Origin of the sequence: Streptomyces sp. NPDC057474 (genome assembly GCF_042802555.1) — a bacterium.
In the GTDB taxonomy this organism is placed as follows: domain Bacteria; phylum Actinomycetota; class Actinomycetes; order Streptomycetales; family Streptomycetaceae; genus Streptomyces.
The window spans coordinates 1-4,132 of record NZ_JBHVDX010000417.1 but is presented as its reverse complement, the minus strand read 5'-3'; the positions used below and the strand labels follow the sequence as shown (position 1 = coordinate 4,132).

Annotated in this window: 2 protein-coding genes; both read left to right on the top strand. The window is 72.9% G+C overall.

Features of this window, described 5'->3' with window-relative positions; genetic code table 11:
• On the top strand, window positions 1-2,295 hold a 2,295-nt coding region (locus ACFU53_RS46990; protein ID WP_384006496.1), incomplete at its 5' end, for an SDR family NAD(P)-dependent oxidoreductase.
• 51 nt (window positions 2,296-2,346) lie between these two features.
• On the top strand, window positions 2,347-4,132 hold a 1,786-nt coding region (locus ACFU53_RS46985; protein WP_384006493.1), incomplete at its 3' end, for a type I polyketide synthase.

Genomic DNA, 4,132 nt, shown 5'->3' with positions numbered 1-4,132 from the left:
GTGTCGGTGGACTGGGCGCCGGTCTTCGAGGGACTGTCGCCGCGCCGGGTGGACCTGCCCACCTACGCCTTCCAACGCAGCCGGTTCTGGCTGGACGTGCCCAAGGCCAAGGGCGGCACTGATCCTGCCGAGGAGGAGTTCTGGCGGACCGTCGAGGAAGGCGACCTGGAGGAGCTGGCCGGCACGCTCGGCATCGAGGACGGGCTGGAGGCCGTGATCCCGGCCCTGGCCGCCTGGCGGAACGCACGCCGAGAGCGGAGCACCCTGGACGACTGGCGTTACCGCGTCGCATGGCGGCCTTACACGGCTCCCGAGGGCGGTGCGCTGGGCGGCGAGTGGCTGCTCGTCGTGCCCGAGGCGCTGACCGGCGACGACGTCACGGTGCGGACGCGACGCGCCCTCGAGGAGTCGGGAGCGGGTGTCGTACCGGTCGTCGTGCCGGAGCAGGCGGACCGGGCGGTCCTCGCCGAGCTCCTGGACGCCGCCGCAAGCGCGGGAGCCCCGCCCGCCGGTGTGCTGTCGCTGCTGGCCCTGGACGACGAACCGGACAAGCGCAGCGCCGGTGTTTCCTCCGGACTGCTGGGATCCATGGCGTTGAGCCAGGCGCTCACCGACACCGCGCTCCCCGCCGGACTGTGGACGCTGACGCGCGGAGCCGTCGCGGTCGACGACGAGGCCGTACGGGACGGTGATGAGGCGCCGAACAGTGGTCAGGCCGCAGTGTGGGGCCTGCTCCGGGTGGCCGCGCTGGACGACCCCGAGCGCTCCGGCGGGCTGGTCGACCTCCCCGCGGACGGTTCGGCCGAGCTGCTGTCGCACCTGCCCGCACTGCTGGCGGCGGGCCACGCGACCGGTGGGGACAGCGAGTTCGCGCTCCGGGCCGGTCCCGTGGGCGTGCGTGTCCGAAGGATGGTGCGCTCGCCCCTCGCGGGCGCGGGCTCCGTCGTCCCACCGGTGTGGAGGCCGCGCGGCACCGTTCTCGTCACCGGCGGCACCGGTGCGCTCGGCGCCCACGTGGCCCGGGAACTCGCCTGTGAGGGCGCGGAGCACCTGGTACTGACCAGCCGGCGCGGCCCGGACGCGCCCGGCGTGGCGGAGCTGGAGCGGGAACTCACCGGCCTCGGCTGCCGGGTGACCGTCGCCGCCTGTGACGTCGCCGACCGTGACGCGCTCGCCGCGCTCCTGGAGAGCATCCCCGCCGATCCTCCCCTGACCGCGGTCGTCCACACCGCGGGCGCCGTCGACCAGGCGCGGCCGCTCACCCGAGTCGACGTCGAGGAGGCCGTCGACCTGATGCACGCCAAGGTCGTCGGCGCCGAGAACCTGCACGAACTGCTGGCCGGTCGTCCGCTGGACGCCTTCGTGCTCTTCTCCTCCGGCGCCGGCGTGTGGGGCAACGGCGGCCAGGCCCCGTACGCGGCCGCCAACGCCCACCTCGACGCCCTCGCCGAACGGCGCCGTGCCGCGGGCCTGCCCGCCACCTCGATCGCCTGGGGTGCCTGGGCGGGCGGCGGCATGGTCGACGCCGAGGTGGGGGAGCGACTGCTGCGGCGCGGCGTGCCCGCGATGGAACCGCGGCTCGCCGTGCGTGCCCTGCGGGAGTCGGTGGCGGCGGGTGACACGGCCGTCGTGGTGGCGGACATCCGCTGGGGCCGGTTCGTACCCGCGTACTGCGCTCACGGACACCGCCCCCTCATCGACGAGATTCCCGACGTGCAAGCCATGCTGACGGTGCGTCAGACCGAGGAGACCGTCGTGGACGGCCGGGACGGGGCCATGACGGCGCTGCGCGGTGAACTGGCCGCGCTGCCCGCGGCCAAACGCAGGCGCAGGCTGGCCGACCTGATCCGCACCCACGTCACAGCGGTCCTCGGCGCCGGGGCCGGCGACGGCGTCAAACCCGGCAGGGCATTCCGCGACATGGGCTTCGACTCGCTCACCGCCGTCGAACTCCGCAATCGGCTCGGGGCCGCGCTCGGCACCAGACTCTCCGTCACCCTCGTGTTCGACCACCCCACGCCGAACGCGCTCGCCGACCACCTGGGCGCCGAGCTCTTCCCCGCGGACACAGGCGTCGGCACCCTCGACCCCAGGCTGAGGGAGATCGAGGCGGCCTACCGCGCCACCACCGACCCGGCCGCCCGGCAGGAGCTCACCGATGCCCTGCGCGGCCTGCTCGACACCTGGGCGCCACCCACCGACGAGCCCGACCACGCGGCCGTCGACGAGGAACTGGTCGGCGCCTCCGACCAGGACATGTTCGACCTGATCGACAAGGAACTCGGGATCTCCTGAGCGGTCCTCCCCCCCCGACACGACTTCCCGATTCTCGAAGGGCTGACTGGCATGGGCAACACGGGCAACACCGAGGACCAGCTCCGCGACTACCTCAAGCGCGTCACCACGGACCTGCGCAAGACCCGCAGCAGGCTCACCGACCTGGAGTCGCGGGCGCACGAGCCCATCGCCATCGTGGCCACCGCCTGCCGCATGCCCGGGGCAGTGCGCACTCCGGAAGACCTGTGGCAGGTCGTCGCCGACGGCGTCGACACCGTCTCGGACCTGCCGTCCGACCGCGGCTGGGACATCGAGGCGCTCTACGACCCCGACCCCGACCGCGTCGGCACCAGCTACGTCCGCCAAGGCGCCTTCCTGCACGACGCGGCCGAGTTCGACGCCGGGTTCTTCGAGATCTCGCCGCGTGAGGCGACCGCGATGGACCCGCAGCAGCGGCTCCTCCTGGAGACCACCTGGGAGGCGTTCGAGCGGGCCGGCATGAACCCGACGGCCCTGCGCGGCAGCGACACCGGCGTCTTCGTCGGCGCCAGCAACCAGGCGTACGCCATCGACGGCACCAACGCTCCCGAAGGCGTCGAGGGCCACCTGCTCACCGGCGGGTCCGCAGCCGTCCTCTCCGGCCGCATCGCCTACAGTTTCGGCTTCGAGGGCCCGGCCGTCAGCCTCGACACCATGTGCTCCTCCTCCCTGGTCGCCCTCCACCTGGCGGTACGGGCGCTGCGTTCCGGCGAATGCTCGATGGCCGTCGCGGGCGGCGCCACCGTCATGGCGACCATGCGCAACTTCATCGAGTTCAGTCGGCAGCGGGGTCTTGCCGCCGACGGCCGTTGCAAGCCCTTCGCCGCAGGAGCCGACGGCACCGGTTGGGGCGAGGGTGTGGGTGTGCTGCTCCTTGAGCGGTTGTCGGATGCGCGGGCCAACGGCCACCAGGTGCTGGCGGTGGTGCGTGGTTCGGCCATCAATCAGGACGGTGCGTCGAACGGTCTGACGGCTCCGAACGGTCCTTCGCAGCAGCGGGTGATCCGGGCGGCGTTGGCCGATGCGGGGTTGTCGGCGGCGGATGTGGACGTGGTGGAGGCGCACGGTACGGGGACGAAGCTGGGTGACCCGATCGAGGCGCAGGCGCTGCTGGCGACCTACGGGCAGGAACGCCACGGCGACGATCCGCTCTGGATCGGCTCCCTCAAGTCCAACATCGGCCACACACAGGCCGCATCCGGTGTCGCGGGCGTGATCAAGATAGTCGAGTCGCTCCGGCGCGGTACCGTCCCCCAGTCGCTCCACGGCGAGGAACTCACCCCGCACGTCGACTGGTCCTCCGGCACCCTGCGCCTGCTCACCGAGGCCGTCGACTGGCCCGAGACCGGGCGGCCCCGCCGCGCCGGCGTCTCCTCCTTCGGCGGCAGCGGCACCAACGCCCATGTCGTCCTCGAACAGGCACCGGCTCCCGAACCCGCCGTCGAGGATGAGGAGGAAGCGTCCGAGGTTGTCCTGCCCTGGGTGCTGTCGGCCCGCTCGCAGGCCGCGCTGAAGGAGCAGGCGCGGCGGCTGGTCGATCGTGTCGAGTCCGCCGATCTGTCCCCCGCGGACGTCGCGCATTCTCTGCTGGCGGGTCGTGCCGCGCTGGAGGAGCGGGCCGTCGTCGTCGGCTCCGACCGCGACACCCTGCTGAACGGTCTGCGTGCCCTGGCCCGCGGCGAACAGCCCGCGACCGCCGCCCGCGGCCTCACCGAGAGCCCCGGCGACGCGGTGGATGCGGTGTTTGTGTTTCCGGGGCAGGGGGCGCAGTGGGTGGGGATGGCGGTGGAGCTTCTTGATTCTTCGCCGGTGTTCG